The following is a 26,680-nucleotide window of genomic DNA, read 5'->3' as shown; positions in this document are numbered from 1 at the left end:
CAGATAGACCCTAGATCTTAGGTGATCGATCTAAATACGGATCTGCTAGAATTTATATCATTCTTTAATGAGTGGTACGCAACGCAAAGTGCGGAGTTAAAAATGAAATTCGTTGATGAAGCGGTAGTAAAAGTAGAAGCCGGTGATGGTGGTAATGGTACAGTAAGTTTTTGGCGCGAGAAATTCGTAGCTAAAGGCGGCCCTGACGGCGGTGATGGCGGTGACGGTGGTGATGTTTACATCCAAGCGGATGAAAACCTAAACACACTGATCGATTACCGTTTCCAACGTTTTTACAATGCAGAGCGTGGTGAGAATGGCCGCGGTGGTAACTGTACCGGTAAGCGTGGTAAAGACATCACATTGAAAGTGCCAGTAGGTACTCGTGCCGTTGATATCCACACTAATGAAATCGTGGCTGAAGTTGCTGAGCACGGCAAAAAAGTGATGGTAGCTAAAGGTGGTTGGCACGGTCTTGGTAACACACGTTTTAAATCGTCTGTTAACCGAGCTCCTCGTCAAAAGACCATGGGTACTAAGGGTGAGGTTCGTGAACTTCGTCTAGAACTACTGCTGCTTGCTGATGTAGGTATGCTAGGTCTACCAAATGCAGGTAAGTCTACCTTCATTCGTTCTGTTTCTGCAGCGAAACCAAAAGTAGCGGATTACCCGTTTACGACACTTATCCCAAGTCTGGGTGTAGTGAGTGTGGTTCCTGAGAAGAGCTTTGTGGTTGCCGATATCCCTGGTCTAATTGAAGGTGCTGCGGATGGTGCTGGTCTTGGTATTCGCTTCTTGAAGCACCTTGAGCGTTGTCGTGTTCTTCTGCACATGATCGATATCATGCCGATCGATCAATCTGATCCGATCCAGAATGCATTGACGATCATTGATGAGCTTGAGCAATACAGCGAGAAAGTTGCACAAAAACCTCGTTGGTTGGTGTTCAACAAAGTTGATCTAATGCCAGAGGAAGAAGCACAAGAGAAGATCCAAGAGATTATCGATGCACTAGGTTGGGAAGGTGAATACTTCCAGATCTCTGCAGTGAATAAACTGGGTACCAAAGATCTTTGTTACAAGCTGGCTGACTTCATGGAAAATCTACCTCGTGAAGAGGAAGAAGTGACTGAAGAAGAGAAAGTCGACTTCATGTGGGACGATTACCACAAAGACGCGATGAGCGGCAAAAATGTTGTGACTGATGATGATTGGGACGATTGGGATGACGAAGAAGATGACGGTCATGTTATCTACGTTCGTGACTAATCTGAACGATTAAAGAAAAACCGCAATGAGAATTGCGGTTTTTTTGTATCTAAATCATGATTCAGATTTGTGGATTAGGGCAAAATTTATCCCTTAAGTATTAACGCCAATGGGAAGGATATCATGGCATCAAAACAACGAGCGGTATCAAGGTTGGTCGCTCAATCAGGACAAATGCTGTTAGCACACGGTGCAGAGAGCACTCTTGTTGGGGACATCATGCGTCGAATTGGATTGGCATCAGGTGTCGATGAAGTTGAAGTCGCACTCTCTGCCAACGCATTAGTGGTCACGACAGTCATGGGTGATCACTGTATCACCACAACCAGAAGCTGTGCTGACCGTGGCATCAACATGCAAGTGGTCACTGATATTCAGCGAATCTGCATTATGATGGAGAAGGGAATCCTTGATGCCGATCTTGCTCAGAAAAAGATTTCCGACATTAGTCCAGAGCGTTATAACCGATGGTTAGTCGTTTTAATGATTGGTCTCTCTTGCGCCTCATTCAGTCGTCTCGCTGGCGGTGATTGGCATGTGTTTATGATGACCTTTATCGCCTCTGCGTGTGGAATGATTGTTCGTCAGGAAATTGGTCATCGTCACTTTAACCCTCTGCTTAACTTTGCCGTGACGGCTTTCGTAACCACGGCTATTTCAGCTCAAGCTGTGCTGTTTGATATCGGCGGTCAGCCGACTATTGTCATGGCTTCTTCGGTATTAATGCTGGTTCCAGGTTTTCCGCTGATTAACTCTGTTGCTGACATGCTGAAAGGGCATATCAACATGGGGTTAGCACGCTTTACCATGGCGAGTTTACTGACATTGGCGACAAGCCTTGGCATTGTTGCTGCGATGAGCTTATCAGGCGTATGGGGATGGGTTGGATAATGCTAGATTTATTGTTTGGACTCATAAACGATATGTTCTTTGCCGCCATCCCTGCGGTGGGCTTTGCATTGGTATTTAATGTGCCTCAACGAGCACTTCTATATTGTGCTCTTGGTGGTTCGATTGGGCACGGTAGTCGCTATCTGATGATGCATTTCGGTGTTCCGATAGAGTGGGCAACGTTTTTTGCTGCAACGATTGTCGGCATGATTGGTGTTCATTGGTCTCGTAAGCTGTTAGCACACCCCAAGGTCTTTACGGTTGCGGCTTTAATCCCAATGGTTCCTGGCGTGTTTGCCTTTAAGGCGATGATCGCTATGGTGGAGATTAATAACATGGGTTATACGCCAGAACTGGTCGCGATGCTGATGGAAAACTTCCTTAAAGCAATGTTCATTATCGCAGGCTTGGCGGTTGGCTTAGCGTTGCCGGGGCTGTTATTCTATCGCCGTAGACCTATCGTCTAATCCTGTTAACTTCAATAAAGAGTGGGACCTCAATAGATATGATCATCAGTATGATAGCGGCAATGGCAGACAATCGTGTCATTGGTAAAGACAATCAAATGCCTTGGCATCTTCCAGCTGATTTCGCATGGTTCAAACGCTCTACTATGGGCAAGCCGATTATTATGGGCCGTAAAACCTATGACTCAATCGGTCGTCCTCTTCCGGGCCGTATGAACGTGGTCGTTAGTCGTGATGCGTCATTAGTGATTGAAGGTGTGACCATGGCGACGTCTGTAGAACAGGCATTAGAGCTGGTCGGTGATGTCGAAGAGGTGATGATCATTGGTGGCGGCTCTATCTATGCGCATTGCCTACCAAAAGCAGATAAGCTGTATCTCACTTATATTAATCTCGCCGTTGATGGTGATACGCAATTCCCAGATTGGGGAGAGGGTTGGACACAAAGCCATTCAGAAACATTTAAGGCAGATGACAAGAACAAGCACGATATGGAGTTTGTGATTCTTGAGCGCTAATTAATAGAAATGCTTGCGTTACTTCTCTTGTAACGCAAGCTGCTTTAATCTCATTATAACGCCGCTTGAGTAAAGAAGGTCCTATCTTCCCAGCGCAGTATGGTGAGCTCTCCCCCCCAAACACACCCTGTATCTAGACCGATCACATCTTCTCCTTGATAGCCCTCTAAGGCTGCCCAGTGACCGAACAACACCGTTTTACCAAGTGGTTTGCGTTGCGGAAGGTTAAACCAAGGAATAAATGTGTTATCTGACACCTCTTTAGGCGGAAGCTTACATCCCATATCTAGCCTGCCGTCCGGAAAACAGAAGCGCATTCGTGTAAAGCTATTGATCGCATAGCGGTAGCGTTCGATCTTCTTGAGCTCTTTGCTCCAAAGATCTGGGGTGTTGCTATACATGTTCTCAATCAGCCATGACCATTTATCTGACTGAAGCAATGCGCTGATCTTTTCACTCTCTTTACGAGCGCGTTTTAAACTCCATTGAGGCGAGATGCCAGCATGTGCCATCACAAACTCATCATGTTCTTGAAGCAGCGGTTGTTCACGTAACCAACTGAGTAGTGCTCCTTTGTCCGGAGCATCTAAGATCGGTTGGGTTTTGTCTTTTGCTTTCGCAGGGAATAAACCTAGAGATACTGCCAGTAGGTGAAGATCATGATTGCCCAATACAACCTTCGCAGAATCGCCGAGGTCACGAATATATCGAAGTGTCTCTAGCGATTTCGGTCCACGAGCAACAAGGTCTCCGGCAACCCATAAGGTATCTTTGATTGGATTGAATTGGATCTGCTCAAGGAGCTGCTGAAATTCATCAAAGCAGCCTTGAATATCTCCGACAATATAATTCGGCAAAGTTAATTCCTGTAAAATCGGTAGGGAAGGCTAAGGGTTAGTTGAGAATGTTGGGGATTGCCAATCGAAACGGCTCGATTTCAGCAATGAACTCAGCACCTTTGCTGTCGGTCATGATGTAGTGTCCCTGCATCACTCCCACTGGGGTCTCAATGACAGTGCCACTGGTGTATGTGTATTCGTCACTGGACTCAATCACAGGCTGCTGACCAACGACACCATCGCCTTCAATAGAGAGCTGTTTACCGTTAGAGTCGGTGATAAGCCAGCGGCGAGAGAGCAGCTGAACCGTCTCTTTACTGAGGTTTTTGATGGTGATGATGTAGGCGAACACATAGCGGTTCTTAGTCGGCTCTGATTGGTCTTCTATGTATTTCGAGTGGACTTGGCACTTAATACAAGGCGTTGATACATCCATATTCGCACCTTTTCGTTATCGTTCAATCTAGAGTATTACATAAAAAAGAGGCCCCTAACCGCAGTGAGGAGCCTTTTTTGTCTATTTTGTCGCGTTGTGGTTATCGTATAACCAGTTCGCCATATCAACGAATTGAACCAGAGTTAGGTTCTCTGGACGCATGCTTGGGTTGATATCTAACTCTTCTAGCACTTCTTTGCTGATCAAAGATTTGTAGCAGTTACGTACTGTTTTACGACGTTGATTGAAGCCTTCACGGCATACGCGGTCTAGCCACTTCAGGTCTTTAGCTGGGTACGGCAGCACTTCGTATGGCTGAAGACGCACAACTGCTGAGTCTACTTTCGGCGGCGGAACGAATGCTGTCGGCGGCACTTCAAGTACTGGCGTTACTTTACAGTAGTACTGCGCCATAACCGTCAAGCGGCCATAAGCTTTGCTACCAGGGCCAGCTGCTAGGCGGTTTACCACTTCTTTTTGAAGCATAAAGTGCATGTCTTGGATGTCTTTATGGAATTCAAACAGGTGGAACATCAACGGCGTAGAAATGTTATACGGCAGGTTACCGAAGATACGCAGTTTGTTGTTTGGCTTAACCAGTTGCTCGAAGTCGAACTTCATCGCATCACCTTCATGGATCGTTAGCTTATCAGCAAGATCCGGGTGGTTGCGAAGGCGTTCTGCAAGGTCTCTATCCAGCTCGATAACAGTAAACTTATCGACAAGCTTACCCACTGGCTCGGTAATTGCGCCAAGGCCTGGGCCGATTTCTACTAGGTTTTGACCTGGTAGTGGGTTAATGCTCGATACGATTCCGTCAATAATGTACGGATCGTTTAGGAAGTTTTGACCAAAACGTTTACGCGCTTTGTGCCCTAAATGGACATCATTTCTCATTGTTTTTTCTCTACTAATTCAATGGCGTGCGTGAGCGCTGTTCTAAAGCTCCCTGTATCAGCTTGGCCTTTCCCTGCCAAATCTAAGGCAGTACCATGATCGACAGACGTTCGAATAAATGGCAAGCCAAGCGTGATGTTCACTGAGCGACCAAAGCCTTTGTATTTTAGTACAGGGAGAACTTGATCGTGATACATACCTAAAACAGCATCTGCATCTTGCAAATATTTTTCATTGAAAATGGTATCTGCTGGTAAAGGACCAATCAGGTTTATGCCATCTTCTTGGCGAATTTTTTCGAGTGTCGGAGTGATGGTTTCAATCTCTTCACGCCCTAGACAGCCGTCTTCGCCAGCATGTGGGTTTAGACCACACACATAAATGTTAGGTTTCTTAATCGCAAATTTCTCGACGAGATCTTTATTTAAAATCGCAATGATTTGCGCAAGCCTGTCTTCTGTGACGGCTTGGGAAACATAAGCCAAAGGAATATGGGTTGTGACAAGCGCAACTCGCAAACCTTCAGTTGCCAACATCATTACCACAAGTGGAGTGTTGGACTTTTCAGCAAAGAACTCGGTATGGCCACTAAATGCGACGCCAGCACGGTTAATTACGCCCTTGTGAACAGGGCCGGTGACAATAGCATCAAATTCATCATTCATACAGCCCATTGCGGCTGTTTCTAATGTATTTAATACATAATGACCGTTGGCCTCGTTTAACACTCCGGCAATTGCAGGCTCTGCCATTGGGATGTGCTTTACAACTAAGGTTCCTGCTTGCTGGGGTTGAGCTACGTCTTCACTATCATAGTCGAGCAGTTCGACCTTGATATTGAGTGCTTGTGCGCGCTCGGCTAGCATGTGTTTATCAGCACAAACCACCAATTGATGTGGCCAGCTCTCTTGTGAGAGAGCCAACACTAAATCTGGTCCGATACCGGCAGGTTCACCCGCCGTTACCGCAATCCTTCTAGTTGTCATCTTGGTCTTCCTCAACCATCTCTACGAAGGCACTAGCACGGATTTCTTGTAGCCAAGCGCCAGCTTCTTCATTGAATTTGCGATTGAAAAGAATCTGGTAAGCCTTATTCTTTAAAGCAGAATCGGTACGGTCTACTTCACGACGATCAAGTACTTCCACAATGTGCCAGCCATGAACGGTTTTGAATGGTGTACTGATGTCACCCTCTGGTAGCGTCTCAACTTGGTGCTTAAACTCTGGAACATATAGGTCCGGTGTTTGATAGCCCAGTTCACCATCCTGAACCGCTGAACCAGGATCTTGGCTGTATTGCTGCGCCAGTTCACCAAACGTTGCTTCACCAGCATTAACGCGGCGCGTAATATCGAGAAGCAGCTCTTGTGCACCTTCATCGCTCAAAATAACCGTTGGTTTCACTAGGATGTGTCGCGCATTTACTTCGGTTACAGCGACGGTTTCAAGGCCTTTCACATCTTCAATTTTTAGAATGTGGAAACCGACACCACTTCGGAATGGACCTATGATGCTGCCTTTGTTTTGCAGTTTTATTTGATCAGCAAAGATTGTCGGCATCTCTTCTTTACGCATCCAACCCCAATCACCGCCTTGCAGCGCTTTAGGGCCTTTTGAGTAAGTGTAGGCCATGGTGCTGAAGTCATCGCCCGCATTCAACTCTTCAACGAGTTCATTGGCTTGTGCTTCTAATTCTTCTTTGGTTTGATCATCGTTAAAGCGAAGTTGGATATGACCAATTTTGTACTGAACCGTAGCATTGGTTTCTTGCGCAAGAATATCTGCTAGGTTGTCGACTTCAGCCGGTAGGATGTTGATGCGACGGCGAACTAGGGCATTTCGAGCTTCACTCGCGGCAATCTCTTTTCTTACCTGTTCGCGGAACGCGTTGTAGCTCAAGCCTTCCTCGGCAACCGACGCAGTCAACTGCTCGATTGTTTGGTTGTTATCTTGGGCGATGCTCGCGATCGCTTGGTCCAGGCGGTTGTCATCAATACGGACACCAATACGCTCAGCTTCTTGGGTCTGAATCGTATCAATGATCAGCTTCTCGAGTACTTGATCTTTCAGTACTTCTTGAGAAGGCAGCGCTTGACCATTTTTCTTGGCATTCGCACGAAGTGTTTTCATCGAGGTATCGATATCACTTTGTAGAATAACGCCCTCGTTGACGATCACTTTGACTTTGTCTAGTTCTACTGGAGCCGCGTGGCTTACTGAAACAGTACAAGCAGTAGCAAGCGCGATTAATGTGTGTTTCCACAGTGTCATGTGTTGTCCTTTCTATTATCGGTTCAAGACCAATAAAATCTAAATTAGTTATTTAAGAAGAATGGTCGACCATACTCAAGTGAGTTGCCCGAGCTATCAAAGCCTGTGGTATTTGAACCTGTACCCGCAGCTGTACCGAAGCCAACAATACCGAAGTTGATACTAAAGTTGTTCTCATAAACAGGATCGGCGTTGATATCGGTATAGCCCGCACCCGTCCAGCTTCGTAATTCGTTACTGTAAGTCACTCCTACATACCAACAATCGTCTTTGTAACGAAGGTTAGCGAGCCACTCGATAGCGATGTTCTCATTCATGTCGTGGTAGTACTGAGCACTTGCATACCATTTCGGTGAGAACTGGTAGCCTGTGACTAAACCTGCCTGAGAGATACCTTCACGGGTAATGTCGTCAATGTTGGTAATGGTGTCACCCACATTGTCTTCAATGTACTCTTTGGTGACGTAGCGATAGTTGGCTTGTACAAAGCCATTTTCATCAATGCGATATTCGACCGTACTATTGGCTAATTGCATATCACCTGCATCAATGTCGTATTGAACACCACCGTGGTAGAAGAGGTAATCATCATAGTTAAAGTCGATTTCAACTGCCCATGATGAGTAGTTAGAGCGAGCTTCTTCTCCGACAGTTGCATCAGGATTCTTAGTATCTTTATCGATGAAAAAAATCTGACCAAAAGAGATGTTGAGACGCTCTTTATACTCATCATCAAAGAAGCGTGAAGAGGCGCCATAGCTCAATTGGTTTGCTGCTGCGATACGATCAACACCACTGTATTTTCGACTACGGAACAAGCCGTAGTAGTCAGTTTGCAGTAGGGTTGTGTCATACAGACCAATATCACTCTGATCTTGCTCTGGTACATACAAATATTGAACTTGCGGCTCAAGAGTTTGTGTATAGCCAGTTAGATAAGTGGTATCGCGCTCAAGAACGATACCTGCATGGCTTCTAAATTCAGGGATAACTCGGCTGACTGTCTCTTCTAAACCAGAAAACTCGCCGCTCGAAGTATCGACCCCGTTAAGGTCTTGGTTGTAATAAGTACCCAGAAGGCGAGCCTCTGTGGTCCAAGAACCCCAAGTTGTGCTCAGCGGTACCTTGATACCTGGCTCAACATGGGCACGAGTAGCTGCAGGCTTACCGCTTGCTTCTGTCTCAAAGCGAGAGACATGACTGATAACATCCATTTCTACCATGTCCCATAAAATAGGGGCGTAGTAGTTGAACTTGACTTGCGGCATCAGTTGGTAGGGTTGGTTTTCCCCCTCAGTTAATACTTGGAAGTCACGCACAGCCAGTGATGCATCCCAGTTGAGCGCACGATACGCCACCGACCCAGATTGCATCAATTGGCCGTCTTCACGGTTACCGATGCTGGAATCAACATCGGTAAAGTAGTCGACATCGCTGACTTTGGAGTAATCGATATCGAATTTCCATGCCTGCTTATAGATGCCTTCAAACTCGAACTGGCCACCCCAACGGCTACCTTTGTCTTTAAATTTACTGTCTTTGTCGAGGTACTCAAAGGTTATAGTGCTTTGACCGAACTCGCTTAGATGGCGAAACTCATTGTTAAGTTGGGTGCCACGCTCCGACATGTACTTAATGGTACTTTGGAGGTCGTAATTAGGTGCTATATTCCAATAAAATGGAACCTCAGTTTCGAAACCATCGCTTGAGCCGTAAGAAAATGTTGGGTAAAGGAAACCGGTTTTACGACTCTCACCTACTGGAACCGTCAGGTATGGTAGGTAAAAAATTGGAACATCGAGCACTTCGAAGCGAGGATTGATGAAGGTCGCGCTCTCTTCATCTTGGTCTAGTTCAATATTGGATGCTTTAAGGCGCCACGATTTGTCCCCCGGAGGACATGAAGTAATGGTGCCGTCTTCAAGCTCATAAACCGCTTTTCCTGTACGTGCAATGTATCGTGCATCACCACGGCCAGATTCACACAGCATTTGGTACTGAGTGTTCTCAAGCTCAAACTCATTGGTGGTAAGGTTATTTGTCACCTTGTCTGAGGTCGCTTTGAACTGTCCGTCGTTGAACGTCACATTGCCTTCAGCGACAACAATGTTCTCTTGTTGGTGCAGGGTAACCGTTTCTGCCTCAATGGTTTTGATACCCTGAGTGACTTTTACTGAGCCTGAATAACTTGCCTTCTCACCGTTAACGGCTTCTAGACGATCGGCTTCGACATAAGCAGGGGCATTAAGGTCTGAATCGTCAGATGATGCGATCAAACATTGATCTGTAGAGGGCATTTCCTGCACACTATTATCAATTGTTGTTTCAGCTTGAGTTGTCGGCACAAATAACGCAGAGCTAATCGATGCGGCTAACAAGGTGCGGGAGAAACATTGCATGAAGTTGAACTATCCTGTGTCACTAGAAGGAGGGTTGATCTAGTATCAATCCAATTAATAAAGCTTTTTCCTTATGATAAAGGAAATCTTAGCATTCAGCACCATAAGACAGTAGTACTCGAATAAAATTCATAGATAGAGAACACATAATGCAAATATTTGGCAAAATTTTGGGCGCTTTTTTTGGTTTCTTGTTCGGTGGACCCTTGGGCCTAATTTTTGGTCTATTTCTTGGTCATCAATTTGATAAGGCGCGTCGTTTAAACCAGTCAGGCTTTAGTTCATCAGGCTTTGGTAACGGGCCAAGTCAGGCTGAAAAGCAGCAAGAGTTCTTCAAAGCTGCTTTCGCGGTTATGGGGCACGTTGCCAAGGCGAAAGGTCAAGTGACACGCGAAGAGATCCAGTTGGCGTCTACCATGATGGAGCGCATGAACCTGCATGGTGAGCAGCGTATTGCCGCTCAAAACGCCTTCCGCGATGGTAAAGAGAGTGATTTCCCACTTAAAGAGACCCTAGAGAGAGTGAAGATCTCGTCGGGTGGTCGTTTTGATCTACTGCAGTTCTTCCTAGAGCTGCAAGTCTCGGCGGCATTTGCTGATGGCAGTTTGCACCCTAGCGAGCGTCAAGTGCTGCACAAGATTGCTCAAGGTCTTGGTTTCTCTTCAGAGCAATTAGAGCGTCGTTTACAGATGCAAGAAGCGGCATTTCGTTTTCAGCAGCAAGGCGGAAGCTTCGGTGGTGGCCATCATCAAGGCCAGTCTTCAGGTTGGCAACAAGCAACTCAGCAAGATCAATTGGCTGATGCCTTCAAAGTCTTAGGTGTAAGCGAATCTGCAGATGGCAAAGCGGTGAAGAAGGCTTACCGTAAATTGATGAACGAGCATCATCCGGATAAGTTGATGGCGAAAGGTCTGCCTCCTGAAATGATGAACGTAGCAAAAGAAAAATCTCAAGAGATTCAAAACGCTTACGACTTGATTAAGAAAGTTAAAGGCTTCAAATAATATCCATAGAGTCGCTTCATTGAAGCGACTCTTTTTCGTTTAAGGGAGTGATTATGACAATCGGTTATCAAGACGTTCTAGATTTTTGGTTCGATGAACTAACGCCGCGAGATTGGTTTAATGGCGGAGAAGAGGTCGACAAGGTCATTACCGCTCGTTTTAGCGATCTGCACAATGCTGCGGTTCAAGGCGAACTTTATACTTGGCGTGAGAGCGGAGCAGGGCGCTTGGCTGAGATCATCGTGCTCGATCAGTTTTCTCGCAATATTGGACGCAACAGTCCACAAGCGTTTTCAGCGGATCCGATGGCATTGGTGCTTGCTCAAGAGGCGGTCTCGGGCGGATATGATCATCAGTTGAATGAGCAACAGAAAAGTTTTCTTTATATGCCTTACATGCACAGTGAATCTCTGGTGATTCATCAACAAGCGGTCGAGTTGTTCAGTCAAACTGGATTAGAGCATAATTTGGATTTTGAGTTGAAGCACAAGGTGATTATTGAAAAGTTTGGTCGTTATCCGCATCGCAATGAAATACTCGGGCGTGTCTCAACGCCTCAAGAAATCGAGTTCTTGCAACAGCCGGGTTCAAGCTTTTAGCCCCTATATCAAGTCGCAACGACCTAAATCAAATATAAAAGAGCTGACGATCGCCAGCTCTTTTTCACTTCTAATCACCTTTCATCATGGTGCTTGATTCAAATCCCAATCGTATTCATAGCCAATGTTTTTAGTCTTTGTTAATGGTTGTGCTCGGTATTGGTTAATGTGCTCAAACAGTTGCTTCTCTGTACCAAAATCGGCGATAAACCAGTCATATATCGACGAGAGCTGCAGTTTATTGTTTAGATTCAGTACCCCCTTGTCACTGTTCACAAAGTCACGAGCAGCCTGCTCAAGTAGTGCTTCGGTGTTGTCTGCAGTGAAGGCTTCAGCCTGAAGGTTGGGGCATCCTAAGCTAGCGCAATTGACAGCGTAATGGGTTCTTGGATCTTGCCAAATCGGACGTAAAATTCGGTGCTCAATATCGTTCAGGGTTAGAGTTTTACCATTTATGGTGACCACGTCATCTCCCCAAGGCCCAAAGCTGAAAAAGCCGCCAAGCTTGGTAATCGACTCCACAGGGTAGGCATCTAAAATGAGTTCAATTGTGATGGCATTGTAGAGGTTTACCCAATAGGCGTACTGCTCAGCTTGGGGATACTGTCTTGGATCGAGTTTTGCGAGTTGTTGAATGTATTGTTGCAGTGCCTTACGGTCTGTTTGAGAGACGGCTTGATAGCGAATAAGGTGGCTTTCTCCTTGAACAACCAGATAGTTATCGAGAAATTTCTGCCAACTAGCATGAGATATGTTTTGCTCGCTAGATTCATTGCTCTTATCCCAATATGGCCAGAGCTCCGATTTTGGTGCGGAAAAAGCCAAGCTTGAAAAGAGTAAGCTAATAACTAGAAGTAAGTTTTTCATAAATGTTCTCCCCAATAACATCTATAAGACCTTAGCTGTCGGTTGTTTCTTTCACATAATTTTCTCAATTAATGCTTAGGTATAAAAAAGGTTGGCACTGGGCCAAGCCGTTCACTTAATTTGTGGAAAAGTTAGCTGAATGTCATCAATAGACCTATAATTTCAATAGTAATTGAGGTTATGGGTCTTTTTTTATGGAAAAGAAATCTTTTGAGAGGCAGCAAGAGCGCATACCTAAGGAAATGAATGGGTTACAGGTCAACACTTGCAAGAACCCCAAATGCGCTAATTTCAATAAAGCGCCTCTTATTATACATAAAGATGGAAAAAGTAAACTAAAAAGAGATCCTTTATATGCCATAAGTGGGCTTGGAGCTAACCTTCCAGGCTTAAAGTGCAAGTCATGTGGAGAAATCACCCCAGTAAAAAGTAATGAAGGGGTACTTCAAGAGCTAGAGCGTATCAGCGCATATCTAGGGACTGGGAAAGCAGTATGTCCGAATAGTGAGTGTTCAAATCATGAAGTGAATGCTTTGACACATCCAAAGTCCTATTACAAACATGGCTCAACAAACGGCTCACCTCGATTTCAATGTAAGCTTTGTAAAAAGACCTTCTCGACTGGCTCTAAGAGAAGAACTCAACGTAAGCCAGAGAAAAACAAAACACTATTTAAGCTGATCGTAAATGACGTACCAGTTAGGCGAGCTTGCGATATTTTAGAAATATCACCAAACACTTACTATCAAAAAGTAGATTGGTTGTATGAGCAAGTAATGCGCTTTGTAAAAAACAGAGAGCTTAAGCTACTAGAGAATATGTCTTTCGATAGGCTCTATTTAAGTACAGATAGACAAGTACTTTCTACAAACTGGAGAATACGGAAAGACAAGCGGAATACTGAGATTTTAGGTATTGGTACGGCAGATAATAGAACTGATTATATCTTTGGGTGGCACTTCAACTTTGAGCCTAGCTTGAAACCTTATGAAATAGAGAAAGATGCGATCAGTCATGGCGATTATGAAGCTGCACTTCCTCACCGAAAGCATGCCAGGTTATGGCTAGACCAAGATTTTCAAGTAGCTACTACTAAGTCATCATCAAAGAAAGCACCTCAAGCTACAGGCTCTCTAAAGAGTGAAGTCGAACTGCAATATCTACTCGAAAAAGAAAGAGACAATCTTGAGTCGAGTGAACAAGTAGATGATTCAGTGCGTCTGCCTGAGAGTGGCATGTTAGTTCGAAGTGAATATACCATGTATGCTCACTTTCAATTCATGGCAAAAATCTTAAAGAATACAGATAAAGTTCGTTTTTACTTAGATCAGGACACAGGGATTAGAAATGCTTTTATGCAGGCATTTTCAGATCGAGTCGTGGATAAAAGTGCAGATGCATTTTATGTCAAAGCGAATAAAGACCTAACAATAGATCAGAAGCGTATGCTTGAGAGAGACTGCTACAGAAAGATAAAAGCAAAATATGGTGTAACATATACCGCTCTACCATACCCTGAAAAACAGAAGATAATCCAAAGGCTGATCCTAGAAGAACTGGGTAACATTAAGCCTATTTATGGCTCCAAGGAGTCATGGTTACAATATCCCTTCTCTACTCGTTCTGAGCCAGAGAAAATGGTTGCTGCATTAACTGATATATCAGGTTGCTCTCCAGAGCACCAAGCTAACTTGTACAAACTCGCTTCATTGCATGGCATTGACCGCTTCTTTCAACAAACAAGAAGGCGGGTCAGAATGTTCGAGCGTCCGTTTTCATCGGGGACAAACGCTAGGCGTGTTTGGTATGGCTACAGCGCATATAACCCTGAATATATAGTCAAAATCGCAGAGATTCTGCGGGTTTTCTATAACTACATTCATAATGATCGCAAAGATAAGAAGACTCCAGCTATGCGTCTTGGTTTAGCGAAAGGCAAAGTTACCTATGAAAATATTATCTATTATGAGAAGTATTTGGATAAGAACCTAGATGCTTGATCTACTCAAATTGCCTTATATGGTATGATGTTCATAAAATCATCATGAGAAGTGATAATGAATAAAAACCAAGCAGTAACAAAGCATTCTCTTATCAAAGAGAACATTAATCAGGCTCGAAACGATAACTCTGCAAAGAGCATTTTGAAGGCAGTTGAGGATTTAGAATCAATCGGTGAGAAAAGTTTAATAAGGTTCAAGCTTTTCAAATTAGGCAACTATAAACCCTTTGTTCAGGGGCTTATAGTTGAAGCTTTGACTATTTTAGGTGATTCACAGCAATACAGTGAATACCTAGAAAGCTTCGAGCAAAATTATCAACACCTAGTAGATAGAGAAGTTTTTCTTACTTACCTGCATCGCTACATATTTTATGTAAATAAAACCCTTCTGCAAGAATGGATGGATGACAAGAGCCTATCGACTAAGAAACTAAGAGCCAGGTTAAGTGCCATTCTAAGAGGAGTCTCACCTCATGAAAAATCCAGACTAATTGAACTCCGAAAGTTTGAAGATCTACGAGATAATGGATTCAAGTCCCATATCACCGTTCAGCTCGCTTCACAGGTGATTTGTCGCCCTTTGGAATTTGAATATGAAGGACATTGTTATTCTTTCGAGTTTTCTTACCATGATAACCAAAATGCACCAATTAAATCGGAAGGTGTTGTTCTAGATGGTGATATTCATGGTTTGACTAAACAGACTTTGATAACCATTACCACTAACAAACGATTTGCTCATCCTGATGAAGTGATTCATCTACTTAATTACTTTGTCAAAGCTTATCGTATTGCAATGGACGAGGAGTGGCTTCTTAAAGTTAGTAGCAAACTTATCATTGAAACTAACATCCGATACACACTTTCGGGTGAAGAGGTTCATAGATTGATCTTTCCACCTCAAGGTCTTTTTCAAACTATTAGAGAGGAAGACTTTGATACTGAGAAACTATGTTTTGAGCTAGAAAACCCTTCACAGAGCGTGTGGAAACATAGTTACCTGGATGCAAAACTCAATTTCGGGATTAATAACCTTACCCAAGCTGTAATGGACTTAAACATTGCATTTGAAAACTTCGTTGGTATTAAAGTGGACGAAAGGCTTTCTAAGCATCTAGAAAAAGATGACATTGAACAGTTCTATTCAGGTAGATCTTACGAAAATCTAGATAGTAAGACTAAAGGCTTTGTTACAGAAGAAGCTTTTGAAGCTCACTTTCTAAGTGACCCTAATTACAAACTACCACCAAGTACATACCGATTAGTGGGCTACTGCAATAAGCTAGAAAAATTTAGCTGTTCTAGGAAAGAGATTAACTCCCTGATAAATAACATAAGAAAGTATCGCAATGATATTGCTCATGGACGATATATCAATGATAGTTGCTTACTAGATCACATCCCGCAGGCTTTTGAAAGCTTTGAAGAATTCCAAAAATTATGGGATTAACAATTAGGAACTAAAAAAGGGGAGAGTTAGCACTCTCCCCTTTTTCTTAAAGATTAATTCCACAAATTAAGTGAACGGCTTGGCACTGGGCCAACCTTTTGATTTCTCTTAATCTTGAGCTCGTTCTATTTTAAGAAGCTTGGGATATTGGCTTCGTAAGCTGAGATTTTCTCTTCATGCTGTAACGTCAAACCAATGTTGTCTAAGCCGTTTAGTAGGCAGTGGCGGCGGAACTCATCGATCTCGAATGAGTACTCTTTGCCATTGGCACGAACGACATTTGCTTCTAGATCGACTTCAACCTGTGCACCTTCGTTTGCTTCAACAAACTGGAAGATTTCATCGACTTCTTGCTCTGTAAGGCGAACGGGTACCATCTGGTTATTGATTGAGTTACCGTAAAAAATGTCGGCAAAGCTTGGCGCGATCATCGCCTTAATGCCGTAGTCAGCCAGCGCCCAAGGTGCGTGTTCACGAGATGAACCACAACCAAAATTTTCACGAGCCAGCAGAATCGAAGCACCTTGGTAGCGTGGTGCGTTCATAACAAACTCAGGATTTGGTTGTTGGCCTGCGTCATCTAGGAAGCGCCAATCATGAAAAAGGTGCTTACCAAAGCCTAGGCGAGAAACCTTCTGTAGAAACTGTTTTGGAATGATGGCATCAGTATCGACGTTCGCAGCATCTAGAGGAACGACTAAACCAGAGTGTTGTTTGAAACCTGACATGTTAAATCCTCTAAATTAAAGTTCACGAATATCGACGAAGTGGCCAGCGATCGCTGCTGCAGCAGCCATTGCAGGGCTAACTAGGTGCGTACGACCATCACGGCCTTGGCGACCTTCGAAGTTACGGTTAGACGTTGATGCACAACGCTCTTGAGGACCTAGGCGGTCATTGTTCATTGCTAGACACATTGAACAGCCAGGTAGACGCCACTCAAAGCCAGCTTCTTTGAAGATCACATCCAGACCTTCCGCTTCTGCTTGTGCTTTTACTTGCTCTGAGCCCGGAACAATTAGAGCTTGCACGTGTGAAGCCACTTTACGGCCTTTCGCTACTGCAGCGGCTGCGCGCATGTCTTCAATTCGAGAGTTAGTACAAGAGCCGACGAATACTTTATCAACGTTGTAGTCAGATAGAGATTTACCCGCTTCTAAACCCATGTAAGCCAGAGCTTTTTCAGCAGACGCTTTCTCAACAGGGTCAGAGAAGCTTTCTGGTGATGGGATAGGTGTATCAACTGAGATAACCTGACCTGGGTTAGTACCCCAAGTGACTTGAGGTTTGATGTCTGCAGCGTTAAGCGTTACAACCGCATCGAACTCTGCATCGCTATCAGTTTTAAGAGTGTTCCAGTACTCAACCGCTGCGTCAAAGTCTTCACCTTGTGGAGAGAACTTACGACCCTTAATGTACTCGTATGTGGTTTCGTCAGGTGCGATAAGGCCTGCTTTTGCACCAAGCTCGATCGCCATGTTACATACCGTCATGCGGCCTTCCATGGTTAGATCGGTAATCGCTTCACCACAGAACTCAACCACGTAACCTGTACCACCTGCTGCTGTCGTTTCACCGATGATCGCTAAGACGATATCTTTCGCAGTGATGCCCGGAGCAACCTTTCCTTTTACTTCGATCTTCATGGTTTTTGCGCGAGCTTGTTTTAGCGTTTGAGTCGCTAGAACGTGCTCAACTTCTGAAGTACCGATGCCGAATGCCAGTGAACCAAATGCACCGTGAGTTGCTGTGTGTGAGTCACCACAAACGATGGTCATACCCGGTAGAGTAATGCCTAGCTCTGGACCCATTACATGCACAATACCTTGGTATTTGTGGTTCAAATCGTAAAGGGTCACGCCAAACTCTTCACAGTTCTTCGATAGGGTTTCCATCTGGATACGCGCCATCTCACCAGACGCATTAATGTCTTTGGTTTGCGTTGAAACGTTATGATCCATGGTCGCGAAGGTCTTGCCGACTTGGCGAACTTTACGGCCTTTTTCACGTAAGCCATCAAACGCTTGAGGTGAGGTTACCTCGTGCACTAAGTGGCGATCGATGTATAGGATTGGGTTTTCACCCTCAGCTGCAACGGCAACGTGCGCGTCGTAGACTTTTTCGTATAAGGTTTTGGCTTGCTGGTTTGTCGACATAGCTAGTTCTTCCTTGGGAGCAATATTCCCAGTGCTTAGTTCAGCTCACCGCTGTGATGGTCAGTGAGCTGATATTGTTCTTTTAGAATAATGATGTGTATCGCGATTAGGCTTCTAGAATGTATTGAGCAATTTTGTCGCCCATTTCTGAAGTCGTTAGTGCAGGTTTGTCACCCGCTAGGTCTGCAGTTAGCTCGCCCGCTGATAGTGCTTTTGACACTGCAGTCTCAATCGCTTGAGCAGAATCTTCTTCACCTAGGCTGTAACGAAGCATCAGTGCTGCAGAAAGAATCTGTGCCACTGGGTTTGCAATGTTCTTACCTGCGATATCTGGAGCACTGCCGCCTGCCGGCTCGTATAGGCCGAAGTTGCTTTCATTCAAGCTTGCGGAAGGAAGCATACCCATAGAGCCTGTGATCATTGCGCACTCATCAGAGATGATGTCGCCGAAGATGTTTGAACATAGCATGACGTCAAACTGCGATGGGTCTTTGATTAGCTGCATGGTCGCGTTGTCGATGTACATGTGGTTTAGCGTCACATCTGGGTAATCTTTTGCGATCTCTTCAACGACTTCACGCCATAGGATAGAGCTTTGTAGAACGTTCGCTTTATCGATTGAGTAAACGTTTTTGTTGCGTAGACGAGCAGATTCAAACGCAATCTTGGCAATACGTTCGATCTCGTAGCGATGGTAAACCTCAGTATCAAAGGCTTTTTCAGTCGCGCCTTCGCCTTCACGGCCTTTAGGTTGACCGAAGTAGATACCACCTGTTAGTTCACGAACAACAACGATGTCGAAGCCGCGATCAGAGATGTCTGCACGCAATGGTGAAAATGACTCTAGACCTTTGTGGATCTGCGCTGGGCGTAGGTTACAGAACAGCTGGAAGTGTTTACGAAGTGGAAGTAGGGCGCCACGCTCAGGTTGGTCATTTGGTGGAAGGTGTTCCCACTTAGGACCACCGACAGAACCGAACAATACAGCGTCAGACTCTTCACACCCTTTAACTGTTGACTCTGGTAGTGGGCAACCGTGGTTGTCGATTGCAATACCACCCACATCATACTCTTCACGTGCAAAGCTAATCGCATGTTTCTGTTCAATAGCGTCTAGCACTTTGTGTGCTTGTTGCATTACTTCTGGGCCGATGCCATCGCCAGGTAGTACGGCAATTTTGTATGATTTGTCAGTCATGTTAATCCTTTAATTCTTGTTACTGAGCGATTGAGCTCGTTTTAAATTTTTTCCCTAAAGCCAACAACAGTGGCTCTAGGGCTCTGTTATTGGGTGCTTAAACTGTCGCGATTTTTTGCTGCTTCATTTCAGCAATGGTGTCTGCGCGTTGGATGCTGTTGATTACGTGCAGTAGCGCCTGACCAGAAGCTTCAACGATGTCGGTTGAAACGCCAGTACCATGGTACTTACGGCCTTTGTAGTTAGCAATAATGTCTGCTTGGCCCAAACCATCTTCACCTTCGCCTTTCGCGGTTAGGTCGAACTTGTCTAGTACGATTTCGTAACCCGTTAGGCGGTAGATACATTGGTATAGCGCATCAACAGGGCCGTTACCGACAGCCGCTTCACATTTCTCTTCATCACCACATTGCAGCTTGATACTGGTGGTCGACATAACACTGCCAGATTGAACACTTAGGTAGTTCAACTTGTAGAAGTCATCTTCGTCGCGAAGGTTAGCGAAGTGCATCAAGGCTTCTAAGTCGTAATCGAATACTTGGCCCTTGCGGTCTGCTAGCTTCAAGAAGTCTTCGTACAATGAATCAAGGCTGTACTCATTCTCTTTATAACCCATAGCATCCATATGGCTCTTAACAGCAGCACGGCCACTACGGCTTGTTAGGTTCAACGCCTTGTTTTTCAAGCCAATAGACTCAGGAGTCATGATCTCGTAAGTGTTCTTATTCTTTAGCATGCCATCTTGGTGGATACCAGAAGAGTGGCTGAATGCGTTAGCACCAACGATCGCTTTGTTGTCTTGAATTGGCATGTGGCAAAGCTGGCTCACCAATTTACTGGTGCGGTGAATCTCTTGATGGTCTAGGCCTGTATGAACACCTAATAACTCTTGGCGAGTCTTGATGATCATTGCAATCTCTTCTAAAGAACAGTTGCCCGCACGCTCACCAATGCCATTAATGGTACCTTCAACTTGGCGAGCACCCGCTTGTACCGCTGCAATTGAGTTAGCAACCGACATACCTAGGTCATCGTGACAGTGGACAGAGATGATCGCTTGGTCGATGTTTGGTACACGGTCAAATAGTGTTTTGATAATACCGCCAAACTCGTTAGGCACTGTGTAGCCCACTGTATCTGGGATATTGATGGTTTTCGCGCCAGCGTTGATGGCTGCTTCAACCATGCGGCATAGATTATCGATAGGCGTACGGCCTGCATCTTCACAAGAGAACTCAACATCGTCTGTGTAGTTACGTGCGTGTTTAACGGCTTTTACTGCCATCTCAACCACGTCATCGTAGCTGCGACGAAGCTTGTCTTGTACGTGTACTGTCGAAGTCGAAATAAAGGTATGAATACGGAACTGTTCAGCCACTTTTAACGCTTCAGCTGCTGCATCGATATCTTTTGCAACGGCACGAGAAAGCGCACACACGCGGCTGTTTTTAATGTTCTTTGCGATCGTTTGAACCGATTCAAAATCACCTGGTGATGATACTGGGAAGCCAGCTTCGATTACGTCCACACCCAGTCTTTCAAGTGCATAAGCAATTTGTAACTTCTCTTTTACTGTCAGGCTTGCAGCTAGAGCCTGCTCGCCATCACGTAAAGTCGTATCAAAAATTATCACTTGATCGTTCATGGGTGCTTCCTTATATCGATATTGTATCGATTGCTATCCAAAATATTATTGAGAATGATGTTCTTTTAATGAGCTTAGTTACAAAAAAACCCGCTTAGCGCGGGTTTTAATATTTGTGCAGTTCTTGACCCACAACTTACCCACGCGATTGGTTCACGATAAGGAGAAGTTTCAGCAGTCGAGAAAAAGAAAACGTCATGGCACAAATATCCGTAAATAAACTGTTAACACCATATTTACCGTAATTTATTCTGAGCGTCAAACGTGAAAATCCAATATCGGCTCGCATTGTGAGCTTTTTCATTTGGTTTGTGCTGTTTTGGTTTAGTTTGGTGGTGTTTATGTCTGCTTTGTGGCTTTTTGATTGCGTGGTTAGTTTATCGTTTGCATGATGTTTAGGTTATAACTTTGTACTAAATCTTTTTTACAGAGTGAATGACGGGAAAAATATAATGCGCTTGATGATAATTAATCACTTGATTAAATAGTGAGTAATTAATCTTCTCCATATGCGTAGAAAACACCCTATAATTAATCAAACGATTAATTATAGGGTCAATTGAGAGTGGGACGAAAAGCAGGACGACCGCAAAAAAATTTAGAGGTTCGACAGCTGTTAATTGAGCATGCTCGTGATCTGTTTGTCGTGCAACCTTACGATAAAGTCTCGACACGTTTGGTCGCTGAGCGAGCGGGGGTCAATATTGCGATGATTCGCTATTACTTCGGTAATAAAGCGGGGTTGTTTGAGGCGATGTTGAGAGAAACCTTACGACCGATGCAGCTGCAAATGCAAAAGCTGATCGATGAGAGTAGCCACGAGAACTTTCTCGATCTGATGCGCACTTACTATAAAGAGATGGCTAAGGTGCCGAAATTTCCACGTCTAGTAGCGCAAGTCATGAATATGCCCCCTTCGGAAGTCCAACGAGAGCTGCTTGAAAAAGTCTTTGTTGATATCGCGAAACCCGCTCAAGACGTGATATTTGAAAAGCTGATCGAAGAGGGAGTGCTTCGCAAAGATATGGATCCCAAGTTATGCCGCGTATCGTATATAAGCTTGATGGTATTTCCGTTTATCGCGCCACCGCCTTTGCTTGCACTGCACGGCATCGAACTGAATGAAGAGTTCCTTAACCGTCTGATTGAGCACAATATTAAATTAATGAGTGAGGGCTTTGTGGCGACCACAAGCACTTCCAACCTTCAGGATTAAACAGAATGAAAATAGGGAAAAAGTTGTTGTTCTTTCCGGCGCTGGCGATCGGTATTGTCGGTTTAGTGGTTGCGATTAACCTTAAGCCAGATCTACCAACTAAGCCTGCAGGCGATCGAGCTCGTTTGGTGGAAATAGAGATACTAGAACCTCAAGCCATGGCACCACTTGCGATTGGTTTCGGTAAAGTCGTGCCTAAAGTGGAGTGGAAAGCGATTGCAGAAGTCACCGGTAAGATCGTTTATCGTCATCCCGAATTGGAAAAAGGACAAGTGATCCCAGCGGGTACTGAGGTGCTTAAAATAGATCCCCTTGATTACGAATTAAAGCTTACTCAAGCACAGGCCGACCTTAAATCTTCCCAAACCTCTTTGGCCAAGCTTAACCAAGAAGAGCAGAACCTCAATCAAACACTGAAGATCGAGAAGAACCGCTTAGTGATCAGCAATAAAGAGCTTAAGCGTAAACAAGATCTGCGCAAGAAAGGGCTAACCTCCCAATCAGATGTTGATTTGCAAGAGCAGAGTGCGCTGTCGCAAAGGAAGTTGGTGTTGGATATCGAGAACCAGATTGCTCTGATGCCGGATGAAAAACGTGTCGCAGAAGCGGTGATCAAAGTAAATGTCTCTAAGGTCAGAGAGGCTGAGCGATCGCTTGAAAAAACCACCATTACCTTGCCTAAAGCGATGCGTATTGCTCAGGTCGATATTGAAACCAATCAAGTGGTTAACCTACAGCAAACTATGTTTATCGCCCACGGCATTGATGTAATGGAGGTTGAAGCTCAACTTTCGATTCACGATATGCAAACTCTCGCGTCGAGTTTGGGTGAGTTCAGCCGTGATGACTCGGGTATCCCGAATACTGATACCTCTGAGATTTCAGCAACCATTGAACTCAATAGTGGCAATTTGAATGCAGCTTGGCCAGCACGTGTTGCTCGCATTAGTGAAACGGTGGATGAAAACCAAGCGACTGCCGGCGTGATCCTAGAGATTCAGCAAGATTACTCTCAACTAGAACCAAACAGTCTGCCTCCACTTGTCAATGGCATGTTCGTTAAGGCGCAGATAGAAGGCGCATCCAACCTAGCATGGGTCGTTCCTGAGCGCGCGCTGCATGGTGACACCATTTACCTGATGGACAGTGAGATGCGTCTAACCATGGTTAAGGTTGAGGTCTTGTACCGCCGCGACAATCAAGTGGTGGTGAGTGGCGAATTGAAGCAAGGCGATAAGCTTATTCTCAATGATGTCCTGCCTGCGATAGAGGGCATGCTACTCAGAGAAGCGGGTGCAGAATCAGAATCGCAGCCAATGCAGGAGAGTGATTCATGATCAAGTTCTTCTCTCGACATCCAACCGCAGCCAACCTGCTGATGTTGGGGTTGTTAGTGCTTGGCTTAACATCACTCTCAACCATTAAGCGTGAAACCTTTCCTGAATATGATCCTCCCTACATCATGGCTGGGATTGTATACCCGGGTGCATCACCACAAGAGGTGGAAGAGAGCCTATGTATTCGTATGGAAGACGCCGTCGATGGCTTGGCAAACATTGAGGAAACGCAGTGTGAAGCGATCGAAGGCAGTGCTCGTCTGATCCTCAAACTGAATGAGAAAGCCGATATCGGTCGTATGCTGGTGGATGTTCAAACCCAGATTGATTCAATCAACGACTTTCCTTCAGAGATTGAGTCACCGGTAGTTCAAGAGCTTGATTGGAACGAGCCAGTCGTTGATGTAGCAATCACTGCCGATACCACATGGCCAGAGCTTAAAGTATACGCGGAACAGCTCAAACGAACCATGAAGCTTGACTATGATGTCTCTTTGGTAGAAGTCAGCGGGTTTTCGGATCATCAATACCGTGTCGAGTTGGATACGCAAGCAATTCGTCAACTGGGACTTACCGTTAATGACATCGCAGAGCAGATTGGGCGTCAAAACGTCAAGCTGCCGAGTGGTAATGTGGAAACACCCGATAAGAACTTTTTGATTCGTTTTGACGAACGTCGAGTGACGCCACTGGAACTAGAAAGCATTGTGGTTGGCTCTGCGCCCAACGGCTCTGTTATTCGTCTTCGAGATATTGCTGTGATCACCGACCGTTTTGAGTTGGATGAACAGAAGGTATTGTTTGATGGTAAGCCATCGGCGCTGCTAAAAGTCAGTAAGAACAAAGAAGACGACGCACTGCGTATCAAAGAACGTGTTACTCAATTTGTCGAAGATCAGAGTGCAATTGCCCCTGACGGCGTGACATTACAATTGACCAATGATTTGTCGTCAGTGCTTTGGGACCGTCTGACCATGATGGTGCGTAATGGTTGGCAGGGTATCGCGTTAGTATTTGCGACCATGTGGTTGTTCTTCAGCTTGCGTTACTCATTCTGGGTTGCCGCCGGTCTGCCGGTCGCCTTCCTTGGTGGTCTATTCTTGATGGCGAATCTCGGTCTGTCGATCAACATCATGTCGCTGGTGGGGCTGTTAATGGCGATCGGTATCATGATGGATGATGCGATCGTGATTGCAGAGTCGATCGCATCGCATCTTGATCGGGGCCAAAAGGTGGACGATGCCGTTTACAACGGGGTGAAAAAGGTTCTGCCCGGGGTGCTGTCTTCTTTTCTAACCACGGTATGTATCTTTGGTAGTCTGCTGTTCTTAGATGGCGAAATGGGTGCCGTGCTTAAAGCTGTGCCACAGGTTCTGATACTGGTACTTTCATTGAGCTTAATCGAGGCATTTTTGATTCTGCCCAATCACCTCTCGCACTCTCTACATAAAGAGAAGCAGGAGAAACCGGCGCTGCGTTTCAAAGTGGTACTACTGGAAAAGTTTGAGAACTTCCGTAACACCACCCTGATGGTGATGGTTGAGAAGGTGGTCTCTTTCCGCTACGCCTTTATGGGAGGCGTGGTGAGCCTGTTGCTGCTCTCGATTGCGCTTATTGCGGGTGGCGTAGTGAAATTCCAGCCGTTCCCCGAGTTAGATGGTGATATCGCCGAGGCACGAGTGATTTTGCCTCCGGGGGCATCTTTGGCGCAGACCGAGCGTGTGGTTGAACATATTGTGGCTTCAGCTGAACGCCTGAATGTGCGTTGGAGTGATGAGGTCGAGGATGGCAACACCTTAGTCGAGCACATCACCAGCCAATTTAATGCTAATGCAGATGCCAATGAATCTGGGCCGCATCTAGCAACCGTCCGTCTTGATCTGCGTGGGGCAGAAAGTCGCAATACTATTATTGATGATTTTATCGATGCGTGGCGTGATGATGTTGGTGAGTTAGCCGATCCCATTTCATTGGTGTTTAAGCAAACAACAGTTGGGCCGGGTGGTCGGGCGATTGAGATTCGCGCCAAGCACGATGACTTACAAGCCCTGAAAGCAGCCTCTATTGATATCCAAGAGTACCTTAATCAATTTGATGGTGTGCATGGCGTGCTTGATGACATGCGCATGGGTAAAGAGGAGATCTTGGTTAAGCTGAGACCGGGCGCAGAAACCTACAACGTCAACGGGCAGATGATCGCTTCTCAGTTGCGTGCTGCGTTCTTTGGGCAAACCGCGGATGAGATTCAGGTTGGAGTTGAAAACATCGCAATAGAGGTACGTCTGGACAAGCAGCAAGCGGGCGATGTGCAACAGCTGGCGAACTTTCCAATCATTACGTCTGACGGCAGTCAGATCCCGTTGGCAACACTGGCAACGCTCGATTTTCAGCGAAACTATGTGAGAATCCAGCGCATTGATGGCCTGCGCACCATCAGCATCTTTGGTGATGTGAACAACAAGAAGGCCAGTTCGTCGGCTATCTTGGCGCAGTTCCAACGTGATGAAGCGCCGAAGCTGTTGAAGAAATACCCAGGGCTGCGCTTTGACTTTGAAGGCGAAGCAAAAGATGCAGCGAAAACGGGCGCATCTATGGGTAAAGGCTTCTTGCTTGGGTTGTTTGGTGTCTTCACTATTCTAAGTTATCAGTTCCGCAGTTACTTAGAACCCTTTGTGGTGATGCTGGCGATCCCACTTGCCTTTATTGGGGTAGTTGTTGGGCACTGGTTGCTCGGACACGCTCTGAGTATGCCGAGTATGATGGGCTTTGTATCGCTGGCGGGGATTGTGGTTAACGATTCGATATTGTTAGTGCAATACATCCGGCACCATGTTGATGAAGGGGACAGCGTGCATGACTCGGTGGTGAAAGCGAGTCGCGAGCGATTCCGCGCGGTGTTCTTAACTTCGATGACTACGGCGGCTGGTTTGTTGCCTCTACTGACCGAAACCAGTTTGCAAGCTCAGGTGATTCAGCCACTGGTGATCTCGATTGTGTTTGGTATCTTTGCATCGACGCTACTGGTTTTATTCATGATTCCGGCGGCTTACGCCATCTTGGCCGACTTTGGTTTGGTCAAGAAGCATGAGCCTCTCACCTTATAAAGGTAACTAAATTGGAAAGCGGCCCTTGAGCCGCTTTTCTTTTGTCTAAATTCTCTCTTTTGGTTGGCGAATATGGTGGATGAAATGTTCATTTTTTATCCGCAAAATCGTCACC

General features: G+C 45.3%; 22 protein-coding genes. 11 read left to right on the top strand and 11 right to left on the bottom strand.

Annotation, left to right across the window (positions count from 1 at the left end):
- Positions 1-102: 102 nt before the first annotated feature.
- The 4 genes from cgtA to folA all read left to right on the top strand — a co-directional run bounded on the left by cgtA (position 103) and on the right by folA (position 3,145).
- On the top strand, positions 103-1,269 hold the full coding sequence (cgtA, locus tag KI655_RS09990; RefSeq protein ID WP_285404282.1) for an Obg family GTPase CgtA: 1,167 nt from the start codon (positions 103-105) through the stop codon (positions 1,267-1,269).
- Positions 1,270-1,392: 123 nt separating this feature from the next.
- On the top strand, positions 1,393-2,160 hold the full coding sequence (locus tag KI655_RS09985; RefSeq protein WP_285404281.1) for a threonine/serine exporter ThrE family protein: 768 nt from the start codon (positions 1,393-1,395) through the stop codon (positions 2,158-2,160).
- Positions 2,160-2,627, top strand: coding sequence for a threonine/serine exporter family protein (locus tag KI655_RS09980; RefSeq protein WP_373417283.1), 468 nt, complete (start codon positions 2,160-2,162; stop codon positions 2,625-2,627). The genes KI655_RS09985 and KI655_RS09980 overlap by 1 nt, the downstream gene beginning before the upstream one ends.
- 38 nt (positions 2,628-2,665) lie before the next feature.
- On the top strand, positions 2,666-3,145 hold the full coding sequence (gene folA, locus KI655_RS09975) for a type 3 dihydrofolate reductase (RefSeq protein ID WP_285404277.1): 480 nt from the start codon (positions 2,666-2,668) through the stop codon (positions 3,143-3,145).
- 53 nt (positions 3,146-3,198) lie between these two features.
- On the opposite strand, the gene KI655_RS09970 is transcribed toward folA, so the two are convergent.
- The 6 genes from KI655_RS09970 to lptD form a co-directional block, all read right to left on the bottom strand.
- Positions 3,199-4,002: a symmetrical bis(5'-nucleosyl)-tetraphosphatase gene (locus tag KI655_RS09970; protein WP_285404275.1), complete on the bottom strand. Its 804-nt coding sequence runs from the start codon at positions 4,000-4,002 to the stop codon at positions 3,199-3,201.
- 37 nt (positions 4,003-4,039) lie between these two features.
- The gene (gene apaG / locus KI655_RS09965) at positions 4,040-4,420 is read right to left on the bottom strand and encodes a Co2+/Mg2+ efflux protein ApaG (protein ID WP_285404273.1); all 381 of its coding nucleotides are present in this window, start codon (positions 4,418-4,420) and stop codon (positions 4,040-4,042) included.
- 81 nt (positions 4,421-4,501) lie between these two features.
- The gene (gene rsmA / locus KI655_RS09960; RefSeq protein WP_285404271.1) at positions 4,502-5,317 is read right to left on the bottom strand and encodes a 16S rRNA (adenine(1518)-N(6)/adenine(1519)-N(6))-dimethyltransferase RsmA; all 816 of its coding nucleotides are present in this window, start codon (positions 5,315-5,317) and stop codon (positions 4,502-4,504) included.
- The gene (gene pdxA, locus KI655_RS09955) at positions 5,314-6,303 is read right to left on the bottom strand and encodes a 4-hydroxythreonine-4-phosphate dehydrogenase PdxA (RefSeq protein ID WP_285404269.1); all 990 of its coding nucleotides are present in this window, start codon (positions 6,301-6,303) and stop codon (positions 5,314-5,316) included. Before pdxA ends, rsmA begins: the two co-directional genes overlap by 4 nt.
- Complete coding sequence (surA, locus tag KI655_RS09950; RefSeq protein ID WP_285404267.1) at positions 6,293-7,588, bottom strand: peptidylprolyl isomerase SurA; 1,296 nt, start codon at positions 7,586-7,588, stop codon at positions 6,293-6,295. Before surA ends, pdxA begins: the two co-directional genes overlap by 11 nt.
- A 44-nt stretch (positions 7,589-7,632) precedes the next feature.
- Complete coding sequence (lptD, locus tag KI655_RS09945; RefSeq protein ID WP_285404265.1) at positions 7,633-9,987, bottom strand: LPS assembly protein LptD; 2,355 nt, start codon at positions 9,985-9,987, stop codon at positions 7,633-7,635.
- 149 nt (positions 9,988-10,136) lie between these two features.
- Here lptD and djlA point away from each other — a divergent pair, with 149 nt between their 5' ends.
- Both djlA and KI655_RS09935 read left to right on the top strand, forming a co-directional pair.
- A complete protein-coding gene (gene djlA, locus KI655_RS09940; protein ID WP_285404263.1) occupies positions 10,137-10,991 on the top strand; it encodes a co-chaperone DjlA in 855 nt (284 codons plus the stop codon).
- Between the two features lie 53 nt (positions 10,992-11,044).
- Positions 11,045-11,590, top strand: coding sequence for a DUF924 family protein (locus KI655_RS09935; protein WP_285404261.1), 546 nt, complete (start codon positions 11,045-11,047; stop codon positions 11,588-11,590).
- An 84-nt stretch (positions 11,591-11,674) separates the two neighbouring features.
- On the opposite strand, the gene KI655_RS09930 is transcribed toward KI655_RS09935, so the two are convergent.
- A complete protein-coding gene (locus tag KI655_RS09930) occupies positions 11,675-12,457 on the bottom strand; it encodes a DUF547 domain-containing protein (protein WP_285404259.1) in 783 nt (260 codons plus the stop codon).
- A gap of 194 nt (positions 12,458-12,651) precedes the next feature.
- On the opposite strand from KI655_RS09930, the gene KI655_RS09925 reads away from it, so the two are divergent.
- Together KI655_RS09925 and KI655_RS09920 are read left to right on the top strand one after the other, a co-directional pair.
- The gene (locus KI655_RS09925; RefSeq protein WP_285404257.1) at positions 12,652-14,457 is read left to right on the top strand and encodes a hypothetical protein; all 1,806 of its coding nucleotides are present in this window, start codon (positions 12,652-12,654) and stop codon (positions 14,455-14,457) included.
- A gap of 57 nt (positions 14,458-14,514) precedes the next feature.
- On the top strand, positions 14,515-15,909 hold the full coding sequence (locus tag KI655_RS09920; protein ID WP_285404256.1) for a hypothetical protein: 1,395 nt from the start codon (positions 14,515-14,517) through the stop codon (positions 15,907-15,909).
- A gap of 125 nt (positions 15,910-16,034) precedes the next feature.
- Here the strand turns inward: KI655_RS09920 and leuD are convergent, their stop codons facing one another.
- From leuD to leuA, 4 genes are all read right to left on the bottom strand, one after another.
- On the bottom strand, positions 16,035-16,637 hold the full coding sequence (leuD, locus tag KI655_RS09915; protein WP_285404254.1) for a 3-isopropylmalate dehydratase small subunit: 603 nt from the start codon (positions 16,635-16,637) through the stop codon (positions 16,035-16,037).
- 15 nt (positions 16,638-16,652) lie between these two features.
- Positions 16,653-18,065 (bottom strand): 3-isopropylmalate dehydratase large subunit, encoded by a 1,413-nt coding sequence (leuC, locus tag KI655_RS09910; RefSeq protein WP_285404252.1) that lies wholly within the window; start codon positions 18,063-18,065, stop codon positions 16,653-16,655.
- A 106-nt stretch (positions 18,066-18,171) separates the two neighbouring features.
- A complete protein-coding gene (gene leuB, locus KI655_RS09905) occupies positions 18,172-19,263 on the bottom strand; it encodes a 3-isopropylmalate dehydrogenase (RefSeq protein WP_285404250.1) in 1,092 nt (363 codons plus the stop codon).
- A 97-nt stretch (positions 19,264-19,360) separates the two neighbouring features.
- Positions 19,361-20,908 (bottom strand): 2-isopropylmalate synthase, encoded by a 1,548-nt coding sequence (gene leuA / locus KI655_RS09900; protein ID WP_285404249.1) that lies wholly within the window; start codon positions 20,906-20,908, stop codon positions 19,361-19,363.
- A gap of 559 nt (positions 20,909-21,467) precedes the next feature.
- Here leuA and KI655_RS09895 point away from each other — a divergent pair.
- Genes KI655_RS09895 through KI655_RS09885 form a run of 3 tightly spaced genes read left to right on the top strand, consistent with a single transcriptional unit; the run spans position 21,468 to position 26,565 of the window.
- Positions 21,468-22,124, top strand: coding sequence for a TetR/AcrR family transcriptional regulator (locus KI655_RS09895; protein ID WP_285404247.1), 657 nt, complete (start codon positions 21,468-21,470; stop codon positions 22,122-22,124).
- 5 nt (positions 22,125-22,129) lie between these two features.
- Entirely contained in the window at positions 22,130-23,461 is a 1,332-nt protein-coding gene (locus KI655_RS09890) for an efflux RND transporter periplasmic adaptor subunit (RefSeq protein ID WP_285404245.1), read from the top strand.
- Entirely contained in the window at positions 23,458-26,565 is a 3,108-nt protein-coding gene (locus tag KI655_RS09885) for an efflux RND transporter permease subunit (RefSeq protein WP_285404243.1), read from the top strand. The genes KI655_RS09890 and KI655_RS09885 overlap by 4 nt, the downstream gene beginning before the upstream one ends.
- The last annotated feature ends 115 nt before the right edge of the window (positions 26,566-26,680 follow it).

Source organism: Vibrio sp. D404a (genome assembly GCF_030248535.1).
GTDB lineage: Bacteria > Pseudomonadota > Gammaproteobacteria > Enterobacterales > Vibrionaceae > Vibrio.
This window is presented reverse-complemented; position numbering and strand designations above follow the sequence as displayed.

What these genes read in the sequence shown, in the direction of transcription:
- cgtA (WP_285404282.1), top strand. Translation starts at nt 103, where the DNA reads ATGAAATTCGTTGATGAAGCGGTAGTAAAAGTAGAAGCCGGTGATGGT.
- KI655_RS09985 (WP_285404281.1), top strand. Translation starts at nt 1,393, where the DNA reads ATGGCATCAAAACAACGAGCGGTATCAAGGTTGGTCGCTCAATCAGGA.
- KI655_RS09980 (WP_373417283.1), top strand. Translation starts at nt 2,160, where the DNA reads ATGCTAGATTTATTGTTTGGACTCATAAACGATATGTTCTTTGCCGCC.
- folA (WP_285404277.1), top strand. Translation starts at nt 2,666, where the DNA reads ATGATCATCAGTATGATAGCGGCAATGGCAGACAATCGTGTCATTGGT.
- apaG (WP_285404273.1), bottom strand. Translation starts at nt 4,420, where the DNA reads ATGGATGTATCAACGCCTTGTATTAAGTGCCAAGTCCACTCGAAATAC.
- rsmA (WP_285404271.1), bottom strand. Translation starts at nt 5,317, where the DNA reads ATGAGAAATGATGTCCATTTAGGGCACAAAGCGCGTAAACGTTTTGGT.
- pdxA (WP_285404269.1), bottom strand. Translation starts at nt 6,303, where the DNA reads ATGACAACTAGAAGGATTGCGGTAACGGCGGGTGAACCTGCCGGTATC.
- surA (WP_285404267.1), bottom strand. Translation starts at nt 7,588, where the DNA reads ATGACACTGTGGAAACACACATTAATCGCGCTTGCTACTGCTTGTACT.
- lptD (WP_285404265.1), bottom strand. Translation starts at nt 9,987, where the DNA reads ATGCAATGTTTCTCCCGCACCTTGTTAGCCGCATCGATTAGCTCTGCG.
- djlA (WP_285404263.1), top strand. Translation starts at nt 10,137, where the DNA reads ATGCAAATATTTGGCAAAATTTTGGGCGCTTTTTTTGGTTTCTTGTTC.
- KI655_RS09935 (WP_285404261.1), top strand. Translation starts at nt 11,045, where the DNA reads ATGACAATCGGTTATCAAGACGTTCTAGATTTTTGGTTCGATGAACTA.
- KI655_RS09930 (WP_285404259.1), bottom strand. Translation starts at nt 12,457, where the DNA reads ATGAAAAACTTACTTCTAGTTATTAGCTTACTCTTTTCAAGCTTGGCT.
- KI655_RS09925 (WP_285404257.1), top strand. Translation starts at nt 12,652, where the DNA reads ATGGAAAAGAAATCTTTTGAGAGGCAGCAAGAGCGCATACCTAAGGAA.
- KI655_RS09920 (WP_285404256.1), top strand. Translation starts at nt 14,515, where the DNA reads ATGAATAAAAACCAAGCAGTAACAAAGCATTCTCTTATCAAAGAGAAC.
- leuD (WP_285404254.1), bottom strand. Translation starts at nt 16,637, where the DNA reads ATGTCAGGTTTCAAACAACACTCTGGTTTAGTCGTTCCTCTAGATGCT.
- leuC (WP_285404252.1), bottom strand. Translation starts at nt 18,065, where the DNA reads ATGTCGACAAACCAGCAAGCCAAAACCTTATACGAAAAAGTCTACGAC.
- leuB (WP_285404250.1), bottom strand. Translation starts at nt 19,263, where the DNA reads ATGACTGACAAATCATACAAAATTGCCGTACTACCTGGCGATGGCATC.
- leuA (WP_285404249.1), bottom strand. Translation starts at nt 20,908, where the DNA reads ATGAACGATCAAGTGATAATTTTTGATACGACTTTACGTGATGGCGAG.
- KI655_RS09890 (WP_285404245.1), top strand. Translation starts at nt 22,130, where the DNA reads ATGAAAATAGGGAAAAAGTTGTTGTTCTTTCCGGCGCTGGCGATCGGT.
- KI655_RS09885 (WP_285404243.1), top strand. Translation starts at nt 23,458, where the DNA reads ATGATCAAGTTCTTCTCTCGACATCCAACCGCAGCCAACCTGCTGATG.